Below are 15612 nucleotides of genomic sequence, written 5' to 3'. Positions count from 1 at the left end.
CAATGCTCAACAGACGTAACGTTCTCGCCGCCGGTATTGTCTTGCCGATGGCAACCCATGCGTTGAGATGGCGCCGCGTCTGAACGCGCGGGCTATCTAGCGTTCGAACTCCAGCACGTCGGTCGGAGCGCCCTTCATCCTGAGCATCTTGCGCGTGAGCGTGAGGTGCTTTCCGTCGGCCGAAACGGTGGCTGTCGAATGCACCGATGGCTTGCCCTTGAGCCGGGAGCTGGCCCTGAACTCGCGGTCACTTACGACCCTCAGCATGATGCGATCGGCATTGGGGTTTCCGACCATCGGATACCACTTGCCGTCATAGCCCGCGGTGTAGCTGAAATTGAGCTCCTTGCCCGCCGCGTCCTTGGAGCTGGACTTCATCGTCACCTTCTTGCCGGAGATGTCGTAAGTCCGGGTCTCGCTCGCTTCCTTCGCGGAAGAAGCGAACTTCGACTTCGCCGCGTCCAGGTGCCAGGTGCCGTTCCACAACTTGGCATTCGGCTCCGCCGCGCTCGCGCCCTGCGGGACGGCAAGCGCGAAGCTCGCAAAGATCAGTGCGAATTTCGATGGTGCGTTCATGGCCTAACTCCTTCTCAGGATCACAGGCCGCCGCCCGACTCAAAGCGGTGACGAAGCGATATACGCTCATTGGATATGCCAAGAACGCGGTTTCTTTCGCTTCGCCTGGAACCGCCGCAACGAGGCGTCAGCCGAGGGCCCGGAACCTATCGTCCGGAGCCGAGCACCCACTTGTCGAAGACGGCCTGAATATCGAGCGGAAGACCCCTGCCCAGCCGAACCTTGCCCTGCAGAAGCTCCTCGGTTTCCAGCGGTAACGGCTGATCGAACGCAATGCCGCATTCGCCGTGATCGGACCAGGCGACGGATCCGAACGCCTGCACCGTCTCTATGGCAACCATCAGGTCTTCGCCCATTCTCGGCAGGTCCGGGCCGCGCAGCCTCACCCGCTCGATGAAACATCCGCGACAATCGCGGATCGAGAACGCGTGCATGTCGTAAAGACAGCCATCAAGGGTGCCGTGGACCTTGCCGCGGAGAGGCGGCCGCCACCCTTGCACTTACAGAACGCAATCATAACCGGATCCCATCAGGGTCCCCCGGCTGGTTGGATTGTGACGATCCGAACGCGCTTAACGGTCATTTCTCATTGTCGGCGTCAGCCTCAGATCGTTGAACTGTCGCAACGAGGTGGTTAGCTGATGGCGTGAAGCCCAAGCTCCTGACGACCCTCCGCGACTACAGCTGGCGCTTTTTCGTCGGCGATGCGCTGGCGGGGGTCACGGTGGCGCTGGTCGCACTTCCGCTGAGCATCGCCATCGCCATCGCGTCCGGCGCCGATCCGAAGGCCGGGCTGGTTACTGCGATTGTCGCCGGCCTGCTGATTTCGCTGCTGGGCGGGAGCAGGGTTCAGATCGGCGGCCCGACGGGTGCGTTCATCGTCGTCGTCTATGGCGTCATCGAGCAGCACGGGTTCGACGGCCTGCTCCTGGCGACGCTGATGGCCGGCCTGATCCTGGTCGCCGGCGGTCTTTTGCGGGCGGGGCGATTCATCACGCTGGTGCCGGAGCCTGTGATCGAGGGCTTTACCGTCGGGATCGCGATCATCATTGCGGTCAGCCAGTTCAAGGACCTGCTCGGGCTTTCGTCGATCAAGGCGTCGGCCGACCTGGTCGAGGCGCTGCCGGCGCTCTGGGCGGCGCGCGAGACGATCAACCCGCTGGCGGTCGGCGTGGGCCTTTTTTCAGTGGCGGGAATCGCATTGCTCCGCCGAATCGCGCCCTGGTTTCCGGGATCACTGCTGGTGATCGGCGCCGCGTCGGCGGCGGTGGCTCTGTTGATGCTGCCGGTCGATACGATCTACTCGCGCTTCGGTGCGCTTCCGACGGGCCTGCCGATGCCGTCGCTGCCGCACGTCAGCATCGCGCGGATCAGCGCCCTGCTGCCCTCGGCGTTCGTCATCGCCTTCCTCGCCGCGGTCGAATCCCTGCTGTCCGCGATCGTCGCGGACCGGATGATAGGGGGAAGCATCGCTCAAATGCCGAGCTCCTGGCGCAGGGCGTCGCGAACATTGCCTCGCCCCTGTTCGGAGGTTTGCCCGCCACTGGCGCAATCGCCCGGACCGCGACCAACGTGCGGGCCGGCGGCAAGACGCCCGTCGCGGGGATCGTGCACGCGCTGGTCATCCTGCTCATCACATTGGGAGCGGGCTGGCTGACCGGCTATCTGGCGATGCCGGCGCTGGCGGGGCTGCTGATCGTGACCGCGTGGGTTATGAGCGAGCCGCATCGCTGGGGCGAGCGGATACGGTTGCGAGCGGGCGACCGGACCTTGCTGTTCCTGACGATGCTCCTGACGATCGCCACAGACCTGACAATTGCGATTGCGGTGGGCACGGTCGCTGGCCTCGCACTGCGCCTCATCCGGAAGGACGTCGAGCCGGAGGAATGGACACCGGCCGACCGGTCACAGCTTTGATCGTAATGTTCGCTTTTGACCCACTGCGGACACTCGGCACTACCTTGAAGCGAGGATCTGTCGAACCTCTTCAAAGGGAGCCGCGACGAAACTCACGTTGTGAAACGCTTCGCGCGAAATCGAATCGGCTACAGCTTGAGCGTCTTTGCCGATGGCTCCGAAAACTACGATCCGCGTGTTGTGATCTTCCATTGGGAGGCGCCCGTCATCCTTGGCTTCTTTCACCACACCTTGGTCCTTGCCGGGCTTAAGGCCGCTCACGGGAATATTTCGCGCGCCTGGGATCGTCTCTGTGGCGAATTGTGATGATTCGCGCGCGTCTACCCATACGGCAGTGGGATCGCTCCGGATGTACTGAAGCGCCGACACTTCGGTTTGCATCGCAGCACCAGCGAGCGCTCGCCAGCCCGGTGCACCAAGCTGATACCGGCGAACATTGGTGTACCCAGCCTCGGCGAGTTCGGCCGCGAGGCGTTTGGACTTCCCGCAGAACGGGCCGTTACAATACAACACAAGTGGGCGGTCCTTCACCCCTTTAGCAACCGTCCGACTTCCACGACGTCAGAGACGTAGATGGGCGGGACGACCAGGCTGCGGCGCCACGTTCTGAGCGCCGGGAATATGGCTTATTGAATATTCTAGTGGTGGCCGCGCATCGATCAGCACTCCACTGCGGCTATCGATGAACCGGCGCAGTTCGTTCGTGGAAATATCAGCGGTCTTCTGCTCACTTTCGACGAGCGTTGCATCGAGGACGTTCTGCGCAATCGTTGGGGTTGTCGCGAACAGCAATGAAGCGGCAAGGCTCATAGCAAGATGTCGCATTATCTTTTCCCCGTCGAGCGACCTCAACAGTATAGCGGACTCAACGCGAAATGTCCGCTTTCCACCCAAAGCAGACATAAACAGAAACACCGTTTACAACTGTAGTCGTGTCGTTTACACGTGTAATCGACATGGTGACAGACAAGAGAATCAGCGACGCCGAGCTCGACCTCATGGAGGTGCTTTGGGCCGCCAGTGAGCCGCTCACTTCCGCCGAGGTTGGCGAACGACTCGAGGCGCAGCGTGGTTGGTCGATGGCTACCGTCAAGACCATGCTCGGGCGGCTCGCCGCCAAGGGCGTTGTCTCGCACCGCGAAGACGGACGCCGCTTTCTCTATTCACCCGCGATCGAGCGCGAGGCCTATGTCGGAAGCGAGTCCCGGCGGTTCGTCGAACGGCTGTTCGGCGGCCGTCTATCGCCGCTGGTCGCGCGCCTCGCCGAAGAAGATGGGCTCGATGCGAAGGATATCGCCGAGATCGAGGCTTTGTTGAGGGAGCTCAAGTCGTGACGGATTGGCTGGTTGGTACCTTGCTTGCCACTTCGGGATTGATGGTCCTGGTCCTTTTGCTGCGCGAGCCGGTGCGCCGCCATTTCGGAGCCCGCGTCGCCTATGGCCTGTGGCTGATTCCGGGGGCGCGGCTGCTGATGCCGACGATCACGCAGACGATCGAGCGCCCGATGGGACCGGCCGTCACGCCGCGGCTGATGAGCACGCAATACATGTCCGAGCCAATGCTGTTGAGCAGCGTCGTGCCGCCCGAACAGTCGCTGATCGAGCAGGTCGGCGGGTGGTCGACGATCCTGCTGGTCGCTTGGCTGGGCGTCGCGGCCGGGCTGTTCGCGGGCCGAATCCTGCAGTTCCGGCGCGCCAGGACCATCATCCTGGACGGCGCCGTCGAGCTGGGTCGGGTCGGCTCGATCCGCATCGTCCGGTCGAGCGAGGTCACCGGTCCTCTTGCGTTCGGGATCTTCGACCGGGTCATCGCCGTGCCGGCCGACTTCGAGCGAATTTACGCGGAGCATGAGCGGCGGCTCGCGCTCGAGCACGAGCTCGCGCACCATCGCTCGGGCGACCTGATCGCCAACCTCTTCGCCTTCGGCCTGCTCTGCCTGCAGTGGTTCAATCCGCTGGCCTGGGCCGCGCACGCCGCGTTCCGCTTCGACCAGGAAGCGGCATGCGACGCGCGGGTGCTGGAGAAAGCCGGAACCATCGACCGCTCGGACTATGGCCGGGCGATCGCGAAAGCCACATCGGGCGGGCGCTGCTGTTTGCCAGCGCGCTCGATCGTCGGACTACCCTTCACAGGAGATTGAAGTCCATGCTCAGCAATCCCACCGCCGGCCGCAAATTGACCGGCCGGATGATGGTCCTCGCAGTGATCGGAGTCGCGCTGCCGCTGACCGCCACGCGGGCGATTGAGTATGTCGATATCCCGATGTTGTCCGCGGCGCCTGCCGCCGCTCCGATTGTCCCCGTGGCGTCGGTTGCCCAAGTGGCCGCTCCGGCGCCGGTTGCGCCCGTCTCCCCGGTCCACAAGCGGTCCAACCTCAGCATCCACAACGGCAGTGTCACGATGAACGGCGAGACGAAGAAGTGGGAGGATCTTACTCCGGCTGAGAAGGCGGAGGTACGCAAGTCGCTGACAGAGGCGAGGGCAGAGATCAGCCGTATCAACCGCGACGAGATTCAGCGCGATGTCCGCGAAGCAATGAACGAGGCCCGGATCAGCAAGGAAGAGTTCCGGCGCGAGATGGCTGCGGCCAAGGTCGAAATCGATCGCGCAATGCGAGAGATCGACGCGCACTCCGTCGAGCTTCGCCGCGCCGGCCAGAGCCCTGACCAGATCAAGGCGACCGTTCGCGCGTCGCTGAAATCGGTCGAGGCGATCGACATCGAAGCGATCACTCGCAACGCCATGGCCTCGGTCAGCGAAGCGCAGATGGAGCGGGCCTTGGAAGCTGCCCAGGACGGACTCGACAAGGCGCGGGACGAACTCGACCGCCTCGACGACCCTCAAGACTAAGCTCAAAAGGATCGTCCACTTCCCGGACCGCTAGCCAGGCAGCCGACGAACCCATTAAGGGATCCGTCCGTTGTCGAGGTTCGGTCGAGGGAAGTGGACGATGAAGATTTGGCGACTCGCTTCGGCTCTCATGGTTGTGGGTGTCCTGTGCGGATGTGAGACTGTCCCGCCGCCGCCGCCTCCTTCTGCCGAAGCTTCTCCCCCGCCTGCTACAGCCCCGACAATCAGCGCCAATCGTATGTCCGAGATCACGCGCGTGCTTGCATCGGACGAATTCCAGGGCCGGTCGATGGGCGGTCCGGGCGAGGAGAAGACCGTCGCTTATCTGACCGAGCAATTCAAAGCGGCGGGGCTCGAGCCCGGCGGAGAGAATGGCGGCTGGACACAGACGGTCCCGATGATCCGAACCAAGCTACAGGCGCCGATGACATTCTCGGTGAAGCAGGGCAGCCGGACGCTGCCGCTGCGCTTCCCCGACGACATTTATCTCAGCACCGTCCGCGACACCGACCGGGCGAAGATCGCCGGCGCGCCGATGGTGTTCGTTGGATACGGCGTGAATGCGCCGGAGCGCGGCTGGGACGACTTCAAGGGCGTCGACCTCAAGGGCAAGGTCGCGGTCTTTCTGGTCAACGATCCCGACTTCGAAGCGGTCGCAGGAGAGCCGGTGGCCGGAAAGTTCAGCGGCCAGACGATGACCTATTACGGGCGCTGGACCTACAAGTTCGACGAGGCGGCGCGGCGCGGCGCGGTCGCCGCCCTGATCGTCCACGACACGCTGGGCGCGGGCTACGGCTGGAACGTCGTTCAGAGCGCGGCGGGGAGAACTTCAACATCGTCCTTTCCCGGAACGCGCAGCAGCCGGTGCTCCTGCAGGGCTGGATCCAGGGTCCAGTCGCGGCGGAGATGTTCAAGCGCGCCGGATACGATCTCGCGCAGCTGCGCCGGAAGGCGCGGACCGCGGAGTTCAAGCCGGTGGCCCTCAAGGCGACCTTCTCGGCCAATGCCCCGGTAGAGCTAGCGCGGATTACCAGCCATAACGTTATCGGCAAGCTGACCGGCTCCAAATATCCGAATGAAACGGTCAGCTACGGCGGACACTGGGACGCTTACGGCATCGGGCCGGCGGACGCGCAGGGACGAACGATCCGCCCGGGTGCAGCCGACGACGCGCTCGGCCTCGCGGCGATGATCGAGATTGCGCGGAAATTCGCGGCCGGTCCTCGGCCAGAGCGCACTTTGCTGTTCGCGGCGTGGACATCGGAGGAACGCGGCCTGCTCGGGTCCGAATATTATGCCCAGCATCCGCTCTACCCGCACGAGACGATGGTCGCGAACCTCACGCTCGATACCCTCCAGTTCGCGGGTCCGGTGAAGGATGTGGTGCTGATCGGCAAAGGGCAGAGCGAGATGGAGCAGCTCCTTGCTCAGGCCGCCCAGGCGCAAGGCCGGTACGTCACGCCGGAGGGGCATCCGGAGCGCGGATTGTTCTATCGCGCCGACCATTTCTCGCTCGCGAAGCGCGGCGTCCCGGTGCTCCTCGATATGGCGCTGGCGGGAGCCTACGACCTGCAGGACGGAGGCCGGGAAGCAGGTGAGCGCTGGCTCTCCGAGTTCACCGGCAAATGTTACCACCAGACCTGCGATGCCTGGTCGCCGGACTGGAACCTCGGCGGCGCGGTGCAGGAGGCCGACCTGTTCTACGACATCGGTGCGCGCCTGGCGAACAGCCGCGAATGGCCGAAATGGCTGCCTTCGTCCGAATTCTCGAAGGTTCGCGAAGCAAGCGCCGAAACACGCCGCTAACCCAGATCGGGACTGCTCTTCGAGGTGATTGCCTAGACGAATTAACTTGCGTCATGCATTCTCGGCCTTTCGGAGCAGGGAGCGCGGATGCTCCAGCGTAACAGGACGACCCGGCGATGAACGTCGCCGAGTGGGTGAGAGCGGGAGACGGCGCGACGAGGCTCGTTGTTCGCTGCCTCGGCCGATTCAGCCTCGAGGATCAGTCCGGAAGCCAGCTTCATCTTCGAACGAAGAAGGCGCGCGCTCTGCTCGCGGCACTGGCTTTGAGCGGGCGCCCGATGTCCCGCGATGCCCTCGCCGACCTCCTGTGGAGCGACCGGGGGAAGCGCAGGCGAAGGCCAGCCTCCGGCAGACTATCTTCGAACTGCAGCACTTCGGCGACGAAGACCGGCCTATCCTCAGTGTCGGCCGGGACGAGTTGGCGATCCGTAGGGATAATCTCGTCACCGACATCGAGCTGGTCCGCCTAGCCGCGGGCGATGGCGACTGGACGCGTCTAATGGCCTTGCTGGATGGGGCCGAACCCGGTCTTCTCACGGATCTGGATGGCCTCGACCCGGAGTTCGATGACTGGCTCCGAAAGATACGTGCGCTGGAACCCGAGCGTTCATTCTCCGCAGCTGTATCGGCAGTCGATCGCTGCCGGGCGGAGGCCGGGCCGAGGGCGGCGATTGAGCTCGTCACGGCGCTGCTGCGCTTCGATCCCGCAAACGAGGGAGCTACGCGGTCCGCCCTACAACTTGACCATGAGCTAGGCGACAACGCCGCACTATACCGTCACTTCCATTCTCTGAAGGAAAGACTAGCGGTTGATTTCGACGCCGCTCCATCCAACGAAACCGTCGAGCTTTTTGAACGCCTTTCAAACGAGCGCGCGTCCGTAATTCCGGACGGCTCGCGATTGGAAACCGGGCCGTCGACGGTTGGCACCGTCACGCCGATCGCGCCACGGCGCGCGCGACCGATCATGTCGGTTCTCACGGTGCTGGTGCTGGCCGCTGCCGCACTGGCGGCCCTGATCTGGAGTAAGCCGCGGCAGGCTTCGACGGACTATCCGGTTATCATTGCCGTAATGCCGTTCGATCAAAAGCCGAGGCAGGACAGCTTCCTGGCTGCGGACTATGGGAGCAGACTCGAGGGCCCTGACCAGGGCAAGGGCTTCCGGGTTCTTGGGCGCGCGACGACCGAGGCCATGGCTCAGCAGCGGATTTCTCCGCGGCAGTTCCTCGACAGGTTCGGCGTCACGCACCTTCTCGAAGGCATGGTCCTCAGAAGCGGGGACAATGTGCAGATTTCGGTGTCGCTGACCCGGACCAGCGACGGGATTGCAGTGTGGCAGGACACGTTCCGGGGCCGGATGAAGGAACCCTTCGCGCTACAGGATGCCATCGCGAACGGAATAGAGGGGAAGTTGCGCGCTCGGCTGGCGCCGGATGGCGGACGTCGGGCAGAGCAGATCGCGACGACGCCCGAAGTCTACGCGATGTACAGCGAGGCCCGGCAGCTCATCGGGAGCCGCGAGCGGGCAAACTTCCAAAGGCGGAGGCACTTCTTCGGCAGGCGGTTAAGGCCGATCCCAACTATGCGCCCGCCTGGTCGCTGCTCGGAGGAGCTACTTTCTTCAACGGGCGGATCGCCATCGTGGATGCAGATGCGCGCGCGGAGGGCTAGCGGCCGTTCGGAAGGCGCTCGCCATGGCACCGAACTTCGCGCCCGCCCACGCGACATTAGCGCTGATCCAGGGTGACAATTCGCGTGCGGCGGAGCCGGAACTCCGTCGCGCGGTCGAGCTCGATCCGAGCTATTCCGAAGCCTGGCTGTGGCTGGGGAATTCACTGGCCGCGCAGGCACGTTACCAAGAAGCCCGCGACGCCTACTGGCGCGCTCTCGAGCTGGATCCCCTCTTGCAGCCGGCCGTGCTCAACTTCTTTGGGACCTCTTCAGATCTGGGCGATGCGGCTTCGATCGAACGGCTATTTCGAAAGCTCAAGCGGGCTGGGGCCAGCGCCGACCTCCTTTTTAGCCTGCGGGCCGAAGGTGCTTACCGGCTGGGCGATTATTCTGCTGCGCTCAAGTTGCTCAGCAAACATGGTGTGGATGGGAATGGACGTCCCAAACATCTGCTCTGGCTAAGCTGGTTCGAGTCGATCAGCGCTATCGGATATTACGACGCTATGCACCGGGTCACGGGCTGTCCGGAGTGGTACGCGCTCATGGTCAGCGGCAAGGTTCTCCCGCCCAAATCTTTTGAGGGAAAACCGGTCACGCCCGAAGAATTCTGGACCTCTCTATTCTTCTCCGCGCCCGCCGCACGATCGATGATCGAACTCGGCCATTCGCATGACCTCGTGAAGCTCTACCGTGCCGGTTTTCGCGACGCAGATGAATTCATATCGCAGGTGGACCGTCGCGACATGCTGCCGGAACTCGCCTCCAATGTGGCCGTCGCCCTGCGGTCAGAAGGTTTGGATTCAGAGGCCGATTACGTGCTCAGAGGGCGGCTCGTAAGCTTGAAACGGTGCTGGCGCGCGCGCCGGTCAGGGACGCGAGCGGCAGGCTGGCACTGGTCAGGGCGGCACAAGGGGAGCAGTCTCAGGCGCTCGCCACGCTCGAAACCGCGCTCAAGCGAGGCTGGCTGCCGGATGGCCGTACGATCGCACTCGATCTCGCGCGGGAACCTGCATTTAGCGGGCTTCGCGGCAATCCTCGCTTTCAGGCCGCCCGCGATCGCATTCTCAATCACGTCGCGAAAGAACAGGCGGAGCTCGGACCGTTGAAGGTCTGAGCTCCGCACCCCCCGCGAGATACTGCGGCTACTCGCGAGTCGAAGTGAAGATGTCGGCTGAGCCTTCAACGCCGGCTCTGGTCGAGCCGAACATCAGGCGGGTTCCATCCCACGACAAAGAAGCGCGCGTGTCGTTTCCTGCGCTGCTGATGCCGTTTTCTAAATGGATGCCCGTGCCCCAAGGTTGATCGACCGATGATCGGGTAGCCGTCCAGATGTCTGGTCCACCAAGTGTCCCCGTCCGTGTAGAATCCCACACGATTTCCAGCCCATCGTGGCGAACGTTCGGACGCGCGTCGCTGGCCGAGCTGTTTACGCCGCCCTGCGCGAGCTGAGCTGGCCCGTAGTCGACGCTGTAATAGACCTGCTGCCGGGGAGCGCCGACGCGCGTGCTGGAGAAATAGAGGACCTCGCGGCCGTCGGGCGTCTCGAACCAGGAGGGGCTCCATTCCTCATACGGACTGTTGATCGAATCCGATCCGGTCGGGAGACGCTGGGGTGCTTGGAAGCCCTTATTGGGCAAGTCTTTCGAAACGAAGATATCCGTATTCGTCGCACTAAGTCTTCGCACAAAGAAGAACCGATTGCCCCGCGACGGAGTGGGGCAGAACTCATCTGCCGCGGAATTGATGGCTGGACCTGCATTGACGGGGGTTCCCCACCCTTCGCCACTCCTAGGCGCAATCCAGATGTCGAGTCCGCCGTAACCGCCCGGTCTGTTGGAGGCCATGTACAGGCTTCCATCATAAGGGTTGAGGATTGGGCAGCCGTCGTTGGAGGGAGTGTTCAGCGAACTGCTCGAGCCGGGTAGCGATTCCGCATTCACCGGAGCACCCCAGTCGCCGAAGGACTTTGCGGCAACGGCTGTCGCGGTAAGGGCCAAGACTGTCGCACCGCCGGCCACCAATGCACGCATGGGCCGTTGAGGCCACCAGACATCTTTACGCATTCCACTTCTCCCATTCGCCCGCGCGAGTTGCGCGTTCGAGTTGGGTGCAGGAGGAAGCGTTCGCTGGGTGTGACCGCCGCGTTATCGCGACGTCAAATCGAACGGATCCAAATCGTTGAAGGCGAAGCGGCAGCGCTGGCGGCCGGCTTCCTTCACCCTTTTCCGGCGCGACGCGCACTGCAGGCTCGTAGCGAAAGTCTGCAGGCTTCGGCGGAACGCGACTTCTTCGGCCGCGCGATAGGCGCTGGTCCCGCGCGGTGGATCGTCCGACAATCCGGTAATGAAATAAGCGACGCCCGTTCCGTTCACGCGGTCGATCCACAGGCCTGATCGGAGACCGTACGCGTCGCCTGCGTGCCCGGCACGGGCAATGCCGTCACCTGCCGGGTCGTCCTTGCAGCCGCGTCGGGCTGTGGGGATCTGCTGGGTCGCGAGCCCATAGCTGCAATAAAATCCATGATCGGTGTCGCCATTCGATCCGTCGAAACGCCAGACGGGCGTCAGGAGCGTTTCGACCGACTGCGGCGACAGAATGCGGACTCCGTCCAAGGTGCCGCCATTCAACAGCATTCGGCCGACGCGAGCGAGATCGCGCATGGAGATCCGCAGTCCGCCCTGGGAGCAAACAATGCGCCATTCTCGCCGAGCTTTGAGCGGGCAAGATCGCAGGCGCCGGTCTCCACATAGACCGGACAGTCCGGCTGTCTTCCCCCTAGGTCGTCCTTAACGGCCTTGCCGTCCTGCGTGAGCACGACCGCGCGGGCGACCTTCGCATCGCTGCAGGTCGGCCAATTGTAGCAGGCGTCGAGCTTCATTGGCTCGATGACTTCGCGCCGCATCCAGAGGTCGAACCGCTCGCCCGTAACACGCTCCACGATCGACGCGACGATCGGGAAATTGAGGTTCGAATATTTGAAAAAGACGTCGCCCGGCCCGTGTTTCGGATCCCAGCTCGTCGGCGCCGCCATGATCGACTGGACGCTGTCGCCGAGCGGAATCGCATATTGGTCGTGATGGTCGCGGACGGAGCTTGTGTGCGACAGCAATTGCCGGAGCGTGATCGGGCGATTGGGATACGCCGGGTTTCTAAGTTTCCAGCCGAGGTAGGCCGACGCATCGCTGTCGAGGTCTAGCTTGCCCTGCTCGACAAGCTTCATCACGCCGATGCCGACGACCAGCTTGCTGATCGAGGCGACGCGCACCGGATCGTCGGGAGTGACCGCGCGGCCGGCGGCGGGCTCGGCAAAGCCTTCCACGAAACTGCCGACTTCCTCATTGCGGTCGAAGGCAACGCCAACCTGCGACACCGGAACTTCGGGCGCTTGCAGCGGGACCGTTGCGCAGCCCGCCAAGGCCAGAAATGCCAGTGCAACGCCCCTCATGCCCGCAGGGTGACTCATGAGTGCGCCCATGCGCAAGCGTCTGTCTCATTTGACTCCAATCAGCCGGAGGCAGAGGCTCCACATATCGGAGGCCAAAATGTTTGGTTCGCTGCTTTTGATCTCTGCCTTTTTTGCCCAGGATCAGCCGGTCATTGTCGAGGGGCAACGGCCTGCCGTGGAAAAGAAGGTGTGCCGGACAGAACGTTCGACTGGCAGCCGGGTCGTCAAGCAGGTCTGCAAGACGGAGGCCGAGCGGCTGAGGGAACAACGGGACGCCAAGACCATGCTGGGTATGGGCAATCGCTCCAACCGCCCGCCCGACGCCTTCAAGCCATCCAAGGGCGACTGATCGCGGTTAGGGCGCGATGACCTTTAGAGCGCGCTTTCGCACCTTGTAGTCCAGTGGCGATGTGAGTGCGGTAACTTCGCCGTCGACGGAAATCGGAAGATGCGTGCGGCGGCTTGCGACGCGCAGGCGGGCGACGTCGTCCAGCCGGACCATATCGTCCGGCCGCGTCCGGTTGAGCAAGGCGCGGATGCTTGCCGCGATCAGTCCGCGCCGCGTCTTCTTGCGCATGACGAGGACGCACAGCTTCCCGTCCTGCAGGCTGCCCCGGTGGCCGGGCGCCCCGATGTCGATCCGGTAGTCGTTGTTGCCGACGAACAGAAGAGGCGTGTCGAGCCGTGCCTGCTCGTCGTTCACGGTCAAGGTGAGGCGATTGTGATGAAAGCGCGCGAGCGTCCGCAGCGCCGCGACCACCATGGCGAACCTCTTGCTTCGGCCCAGCCGCTGCTGCTGCAGGTCGCGGTCGATCACCATCAGCGGGTAAAGGCCGATCGCGCTGTTGTTGATGAAGGTGCGCCCATTGACCTCGGCGACGTCAACCACGCGAGTCTGGCCGGCCGCAATGACCTTTGCGGCCTCGTCGAGCTTCATCGGAATGCCAAGGTCGCGCGCGAAATGGTTGAGTGTCCCGAGGGGCAGGATTCCGAGACTAGTCTCGGTCCCCGCAAGCGCTCCGGCAGCAGCGCTGATCGTGCCGTCCCCGCCGCCGACGACGATCAACTCGGTGACCGCTTCCGCAGCCTTCTTCGCCTGCTCGGCGATTGCGGCACCATCGAGCAGCTCGACCCGTCCCTTGATTCCCGCGCTCGCGAGCGCCGCGCGGATCTCGTCGGCTTCGCGCTCGCTGCGCGCGGCGGTGCCGCTCGAACGGTTGACGCAGACCAGGACTTCGCGGGCGCGGGGCATCCGCGCCTTAACGCTTAAGGGCCGCCGGGTCCCGTTCAGGACGTCTTGGCGGATTTTTCCGTCGCCGGCGGACATTCGCCGACGCGCTTGGCGGTGATAGTCCGGGTCATGGCATAGTCGCCAAAGCCCGACAGGTAGGTTGTCGTGCTGACTTCGACGTCCATGCTGTCTGCCTTGAACGTTCCGCTGACGGACTGACGAACCTCGCCAGTCTGGCTTTTGCGCTTGCAGGTCAGGTCCATGCTCAGTCGGCCGTTGCGGACATAGGGATTGGCGACGGTGCACGTATCCCCATCCTCGGCGAACAGTGCAGGGTCGATCGTGCCGTCGGCGGCGACACATCCGCTGGTGGTCCCCGCCGCATCCTGCTTGAGCTTCGTCGCCGGAGTGCTCTTGTCGACCGAGCGGACCGACGTGACCTTCCAGCTGGCTTGATACTGGCCCGCGGAAGGAACGGCGGCGGCCGTCTCTTCCTGCTTCACCGGAGCGTCTTCCGAGCAAGCGGAAACGAGAGCAGCGGCGGCCGCTGCGACGATCAGTTTGCGCAATTCACTTCCCCCTCTTCACCCAGTCCTAGCTCTCGCGGCCGTCGCACTCCCCGATGCGCTTGGCGTCGACCCGCATCTTCATGTTCATCGTCTGGCCCGGCTGGGCGCCCTGGCCGCTCATGGCCATCGCCATCTGGTAGCTGTTCGGTTCGTAGGTGCCCGTCATTTCCATGGTCTTGGTCGCCTGCGGTTCCGTGCAGACAATCTTCATGTCGACCTTGCCGCCGCCCCATTTGAAATGCTCGTAACGACAGTTCTTCTCGGCGCCCGTGAAGAAGTCCTCCTTGGGACGTTTCGCCTGTTCTTCGGTGAGGCAGGTTTCATGGACCTGGCTCGTCCCGACTGCCTTCTTCATAGCCTCGGCCACTTGCGGCGGCATTCCGGGAACGTCCATTTCAAGCAGCGATGCAGTCTGCTGCCACTTGCCCGGACTGACGAAGGCAACATCCGATTTGCCCATTTCCTTGGCGACGTCGCCTGCCGACGCATTGGTCATCTCGACCGTATCGCCGGAGCCGCAAGCGGCCAGGCAGGCGAACGATGCCAGTATGAAAGGTCTCATCCACAGCCCCCTGTGAGACGTCCGCCTCCCGGACGCGGCGCGCACCCTATTCCGAAAAAGCGGCGATGGGAATCAGCCCCAGATATGCACGAACTCGGCGGTTGCCGGCAGAGCGTCGATCGCGCCGTGGACAAGCGCGACCAGCAGCAGGCTTCGGGACCTTGACCAGAGCACGCCCATCGAAACGGACAAAGGCGAGAGGGTGGCGACGGTAAACGCGGCGACCTGTGCCGGGTCGTTCGACCAGCCGTCCACGCCCGGACCGCCGCGGAAATAGAGGCCTGGGAAGTGAGAAAGGCCGAACAGGATCGACGTCGCGAAGATCGCCGTCGCTGGAGAATTGAGCCAGGCTGTGAGGCGCGATTGCAGGCAGACCCGGAAGAAGAACTCTTCGCAAAGGCCTGCTTCGACTGAAATCCACAGCCAGGACGCGATGACCCATGAGGCTGCCGCCGCCGGCGAGAGGTTCAGCTCGGCAATCTGCTTCAGCGACGGGCTGACGAGTGCCAATAGCGCGAACATCGCAGCGCTCAGCACGATCAGGGCGAGCCAGAATCCGCGGCGCCGGTGGCCGGTGTCGAACAGCGCGTGCACAGTTCCGCCGAGCGACAGGATAATCGCCACGGGAAGGGCGACGTGGATCGCAAGCTTGTAGGCGAGGACCGCGAGTTCCTGCGAAGGGCCGGGAGGGATGGCGCTCTTGATCGCGCCCAGTCCGAAACCAATCAGGAGCACGGCATAGACCACGAGATATATGAGCAGGCCGGCGCTTTCGCGCTTGGGATTGGCGACGGGCACCGGCGGCGCGTCCATCTTCCGGGTGACGAACCAGATGACGGCGCTGAAGGCCACGCCGAAGATCAGCAGGGAGGCGAACGGGAAGGTCCAGTCGCCTCCGGTCAGGGCGAGATAGGCGACGGCGACGCCCCAGATCGCGATATAGATGAACAGTGCCCGAAGCGTCGGTCTACTAGCCAAGGAATTG

General features: G+C 63.6%; 18 protein-coding genes and 2 pseudogenes. 9 read left to right on the top strand and 11 right to left on the bottom strand.

Annotated elements, in window-relative coordinates; translation table 11 throughout:
* Window positions 1–96: 96 nt before the first annotated feature.
* The gene (locus H9L14_RS11455; protein WP_187708202.1) at window positions 97–576 is read right to left on the bottom strand and encodes a hypothetical protein; all 480 of its coding nucleotides are present in this window, start codon (window positions 574–576) and stop codon (window positions 97–99) included.
* Window positions 577–722: 146 nt separating this feature from the next.
* Window positions 723–1076, bottom strand: a complete 354-nt coding sequence (locus H9L14_RS11450; RefSeq protein WP_187708201.1) for a hypothetical protein — start codon at window positions 1074–1076, stop codon at window positions 723–725.
* Between the two features lie 146 nt (window positions 1077–1222).
* On the opposite strand from H9L14_RS11450, the pseudogene H9L14_RS16720 reads away from it, so the two are divergent.
* Window positions 1223–2023 (top strand): annotated as a pseudogene (locus H9L14_RS16720) (SulP family inorganic anion transporter); the annotation flags it as partial.
* Window positions 1999–2493 (top strand): SulP family inorganic anion transporter, encoded by a 495-nt coding sequence (locus H9L14_RS16715; RefSeq protein WP_343070261.1) that lies wholly within the window; start codon window positions 1999–2001, stop codon window positions 2491–2493. The pseudogene H9L14_RS16720 and the gene H9L14_RS16715, both read left to right, overlap by 25 nt.
* Window positions 2494–2532: 39 nt before the next feature.
* Here H9L14_RS16715 and H9L14_RS11440 read toward each other — a convergent pair whose 3' ends face one another.
* Together H9L14_RS11440 and H9L14_RS11435 are read right to left on the bottom strand one after the other, a co-directional pair.
* Window positions 2533–3024 carry a rhodanese-like domain-containing protein gene (locus tag H9L14_RS11440; RefSeq protein WP_187708200.1) on the bottom strand — a complete coding sequence of 164 codons (492 nt, stop codon included), beginning with the start codon at window positions 3022–3024 and terminating at the stop codon, window positions 2533–2535.
* Window positions 3025–3054: 30 nt separating this feature from the next.
* Window positions 3055–3318, bottom strand: a complete 264-nt coding sequence (locus H9L14_RS11435; protein ID WP_187708199.1) for a rhodanese-like domain-containing protein — start codon at window positions 3316–3318, stop codon at window positions 3055–3057.
* Between the two features lie 131 nt (window positions 3319–3449).
* Here H9L14_RS11435 and H9L14_RS11430 point away from each other — a divergent pair, with 131 nt between their 5' ends.
* The 6 genes and pseudogenes from H9L14_RS11430 to H9L14_RS11405 all read left to right on the top strand — a co-directional run bounded on the left by H9L14_RS11430 (window position 3450) and on the right by H9L14_RS11405 (window position 9926).
* Window positions 3450–3827 (top strand): BlaI/MecI/CopY family transcriptional regulator, encoded by a 378-nt coding sequence (locus H9L14_RS11430; RefSeq protein WP_187709959.1) that lies wholly within the window; start codon window positions 3450–3452, stop codon window positions 3825–3827.
* The gene (locus tag H9L14_RS11425; RefSeq protein WP_187708198.1) at window positions 3824–4633 is read left to right on the top strand and encodes a M56 family metallopeptidase; all 810 of its coding nucleotides are present in this window, start codon (window positions 3824–3826) and stop codon (window positions 4631–4633) included. The genes H9L14_RS11430 and H9L14_RS11425 overlap by 4 nt, the downstream gene beginning before the upstream one ends.
* A 5-nt stretch (window positions 4634–4638) precedes the next feature.
* Window positions 4639–5343: a hypothetical protein gene (locus tag H9L14_RS11420; RefSeq protein WP_187708197.1), complete on the top strand. Its 705-nt coding sequence runs from the start codon at window positions 4639–4641 to the stop codon at window positions 5341–5343.
* Between the two features lie 130 nt (window positions 5344–5473).
* Window positions 5474–7149, top strand: a pseudogene (locus H9L14_RS11415) (M28 family metallopeptidase).
* Between the two features lie 307 nt (window positions 7150–7456).
* Window positions 7457–8896, top strand: coding sequence for a hypothetical protein (locus H9L14_RS11410; protein ID WP_187708196.1), 1440 nt, complete (start codon window positions 7457–7459; stop codon window positions 8894–8896).
* A complete protein-coding gene (locus H9L14_RS11405) occupies window positions 8844–9926 on the top strand; it encodes a tetratricopeptide repeat protein (RefSeq protein WP_187708195.1) in 1083 nt (360 codons plus the stop codon). Before H9L14_RS11410 ends, H9L14_RS11405 begins: the two co-directional genes overlap by 53 nt.
* 36 nt (window positions 9927–9962) lie before the next feature.
* Here H9L14_RS11405 and H9L14_RS11400 read toward each other — a convergent pair whose 3' ends face one another.
* The 3 genes from H9L14_RS11400 to H9L14_RS16705 all read right to left on the bottom strand — a co-directional run bounded on the left by H9L14_RS11400 (window position 9963) and on the right by H9L14_RS16705 (window position 12265).
* Complete coding sequence (locus H9L14_RS11400; RefSeq protein ID WP_187708194.1) at window positions 9963–10883, bottom strand: TolB-like translocation protein; 921 nt, start codon at window positions 10881–10883, stop codon at window positions 9963–9965.
* Window positions 10884–10964: 81 nt separating this feature from the next.
* Window positions 10965–11480 carry a serine hydrolase domain-containing protein gene (locus tag H9L14_RS16710; RefSeq protein ID WP_222949981.1) on the bottom strand — a complete coding sequence of 172 codons (516 nt, stop codon included), beginning with the start codon at window positions 11478–11480 and terminating at the stop codon, window positions 10965–10967.
* On the bottom strand, window positions 11444–12265 hold the full coding sequence (locus H9L14_RS16705) for a serine hydrolase domain-containing protein (protein ID WP_222949818.1): 822 nt from the start codon (window positions 12263–12265) through the stop codon (window positions 11444–11446). The genes H9L14_RS16710 and H9L14_RS16705 overlap by 37 nt, the downstream gene beginning before the upstream one ends.
* A gap of 28 nt (window positions 12266–12293) precedes the next feature.
* Here H9L14_RS16705 and H9L14_RS11390 point away from each other — a divergent pair, with 28 nt between their 5' ends.
* Window positions 12294–12614: a hypothetical protein gene (locus H9L14_RS11390; RefSeq protein WP_187708193.1), complete on the top strand. Its 321-nt coding sequence runs from the start codon at window positions 12294–12296 to the stop codon at window positions 12612–12614.
* A gap of 6 nt (window positions 12615–12620) precedes the next feature.
* On the opposite strand, the gene H9L14_RS11385 is transcribed toward H9L14_RS11390, so the two are convergent.
* From H9L14_RS11385 to H9L14_RS11370, 4 genes are all read right to left on the bottom strand, one after another.
* Window positions 12621–13517 carry a diacylglycerol/lipid kinase family protein gene (locus tag H9L14_RS11385; protein ID WP_187708192.1) on the bottom strand — a complete coding sequence of 299 codons (897 nt, stop codon included), beginning with the start codon at window positions 13515–13517 and terminating at the stop codon, window positions 12621–12623.
* Window positions 13518–13552: 35 nt separating this feature from the next.
* The gene (locus tag H9L14_RS11380) at window positions 13553–14065 is read right to left on the bottom strand and encodes a DUF3617 domain-containing protein (RefSeq protein WP_187708191.1); all 513 of its coding nucleotides are present in this window, start codon (window positions 14063–14065) and stop codon (window positions 13553–13555) included.
* A 25-nt stretch (window positions 14066–14090) separates the two neighbouring features.
* Window positions 14091–14627, bottom strand: coding sequence for a DUF3617 domain-containing protein (locus H9L14_RS11375; RefSeq protein WP_187708190.1), 537 nt, complete (start codon window positions 14625–14627; stop codon window positions 14091–14093).
* A 72-nt stretch (window positions 14628–14699) separates the two neighbouring features.
* Window positions 14700–15605 (bottom strand): CPBP family intramembrane glutamic endopeptidase, encoded by a 906-nt coding sequence (locus tag H9L14_RS11370; RefSeq protein WP_187708189.1) that lies wholly within the window; start codon window positions 15603–15605, stop codon window positions 14700–14702.
* Window positions 15606–15612 lie beyond the last annotated feature (7 nt).

The sequence above is a fragment of the Sphingomonas sediminicola genome, from assembly GCF_014489515.1.
Taxonomy (GTDB): domain Bacteria; phylum Pseudomonadota; class Alphaproteobacteria; order Sphingomonadales; family Sphingomonadaceae; genus Sphingomicrobium; species Sphingomicrobium sediminicola.
Note: the sequence above shows the minus strand (reverse complement) of the source record. Positions and strands in the feature narration are given on the sequence as shown.

Coding starts and splice junctions, on each gene's coding strand:
- H9L14_RS16705 (WP_222949818.1), bottom strand. CDS start 12,265: ATGAGGGGCGTTGCACTGGCATTTCTGGCCTTGGCGGGCTGCGCAACG.
- H9L14_RS11400 (WP_187708194.1), bottom strand. CDS start 10,883: ATGCGTAAAGATGTCTGGTGGCCTCAACGGCCCATGCGTGCATTGGTG.
- H9L14_RS11430 (WP_187709959.1), top strand. CDS start 3,450: ATGGTGACAGACAAGAGAATCAGCGACGCCGAGCTCGACCTCATGGAG.
- H9L14_RS11385 (WP_187708192.1), bottom strand. CDS start 13,517: ATGCCCCGCGCCCGCGAAGTCCTGGTCTGCGTCAACCGTTCGAGCGGC.
- H9L14_RS11405 (WP_187708195.1), top strand. CDS start 8,844: ATGGCACCGAACTTCGCGCCCGCCCACGCGACATTAGCGCTGATCCAG.
- H9L14_RS11435 (WP_187708199.1), bottom strand. CDS start 3,318: ATGCGACATCTTGCTATGAGCCTTGCCGCTTCATTGCTGTTCGCGACA.
- H9L14_RS11455 (WP_187708202.1), bottom strand. CDS start 576: ATGAACGCACCATCGAAATTCGCACTGATCTTTGCGAGCTTCGCGCTT.
- H9L14_RS11420 (WP_187708197.1), top strand. CDS start 4,639: ATGCTCAGCAATCCCACCGCCGGCCGCAAATTGACCGGCCGGATGATG.
- H9L14_RS11390 (WP_187708193.1), top strand. CDS start 12,294: ATGCGCAAGCGTCTGTCTCATTTGACTCCAATCAGCCGGAGGCAGAGG.
- H9L14_RS11375 (WP_187708190.1), bottom strand. CDS start 14,627: ATGAGACCTTTCATACTGGCATCGTTCGCCTGCCTGGCCGCTTGCGGC.
- H9L14_RS16710 (WP_222949981.1), bottom strand. CDS start 11,480: ATGCGCGATCTCGCTCGCGTCGGCCGAATGCTGTTGAATGGCGGCACC.